The organism is Bacillus cereus (genome assembly GCF_002561295.1).
Classification (GTDB): domain Bacteria; phylum Bacillota; class Bacilli; order Bacillales; family Bacillaceae_G; genus Bacillus_A; species Bacillus_A cereus_S.
The window spans coordinates 1-1,307 of the sequence record NZ_NTUG01000074.1; the positions used below are offsets into that span (position 1 = coordinate 1).

Genomic DNA, 1,307 nt, shown 5'->3' on the forward strand with positions numbered 1-1,307 from the left:
AAAAAATGGACCAAGAATTTAATCTTGGTCCATTCTTTATTTTATATCCATTTTGTATGGAATGTACCTTCTTTATCCACTCGTTTATACGTATGTGCTCCAAAATAATCGCGCTGCGCTTGTAACAAGTTTGCTGGTAGTGTCGCAGTACGATAACTATCATAATAAGAAATTGCTGCTGAAAATGCAGGTACCGGAATGCCCTGTTGTACAGCCAATGAGATAATTTGACGTAATCCGCCTTGATATGACTCTACAATTTCTTTAAAGTATGGATCAAGTAAAAGGTTCGGTAGGTCAGTGTCTTTCTCATAAGCCTCTTTAATGTTCTCTAAAAAGGCTGCACGAATAATACATCCGCCTCTCCAAAGCATAGAAATGCTGCCAAAATCAAGGTTCCAATCATATTCCTCAGAAGCCGCCTTCAATTGCGTGAATCCTTGTGCATAAGAACAAATTTTACTCATATATAAAGCTTGGCGTACTGCTTCAATTAATTCTGCTTTTTCAATTCCAAGTGCTGTTTTATCTTTAGGTCCAGATAAAACTTTGCTTGCGTTCACGCGCTCTTCTTTTAAAGCAGAAATACAACGTGCAAATACAGATTCCGTGATAATAGGGAGCGAAATACCTAAATCAAGTGCGCTTTGGCTTGTCCATTTCCCTGTTCCCTTTTGTCCCGCAGTATCAAGAATAACATCCACTAATGGCTTACCAGTTTCTTCATCTTTCTTCGTGAAGATGTCTGCTGTAATCTCGATTAGATAGCTGTTCAGTTCGCCCTTATTCCATTCAGCAAATATTTCGTGAAACTCTTCTGCAGTCAAATCAAGTGTTTGTTTCAAGAAGAAATATGCCTCACAAATTAATTGCATATCTCCATACTCAATACCGTTGTGAACCATCTTTACATAGTGGCCTGCTCCATCCGGTCCAATATAAGAACAGCAAGGCTCGTCATTCACTTTTGCAGAAATATTTTCAAGCATATCTTTCACTTTTTCATATGCATCCTTCTGTCCACCCGGCATAATAGACGGCCCCTTCAATGCACCCTCTTCTCCACCTGACACACCTGCACCGATGAAATTGATTCCTTCTTCGGCAAGACGTTTATTTCGGCGAATTGTATCGACAAAGTATGTATTACCACCGTCAATTAAAATATCACCTTTATCAAGGTAAGGAAGCAGCGAATCAATTGCTTTATCTGTAATTTCCCCTGCGTTAACCATTAATAAAATTTTTCTAGGTGATTCAAGTGAGTTAACAAACTCTTCAACCATATGAGTACCAACCAAGTTTTT

Annotated in this window: 1 protein-coding gene; it reads right to left on the minus strand. The window is 38.6% G+C overall.

Going from position 1 to position 1,307, the window contains the following annotated elements; all coding sequences use genetic code 11:
- Positions 1-41: 41 nt before the first annotated feature.
- Positions 42-1,307 (minus strand): NADP-dependent phosphogluconate dehydrogenase (gene gndA / locus CN373_RS24755; RefSeq protein WP_033663908.1); only part of this gene is annotated, 1,266 nt, incomplete at its 5' end.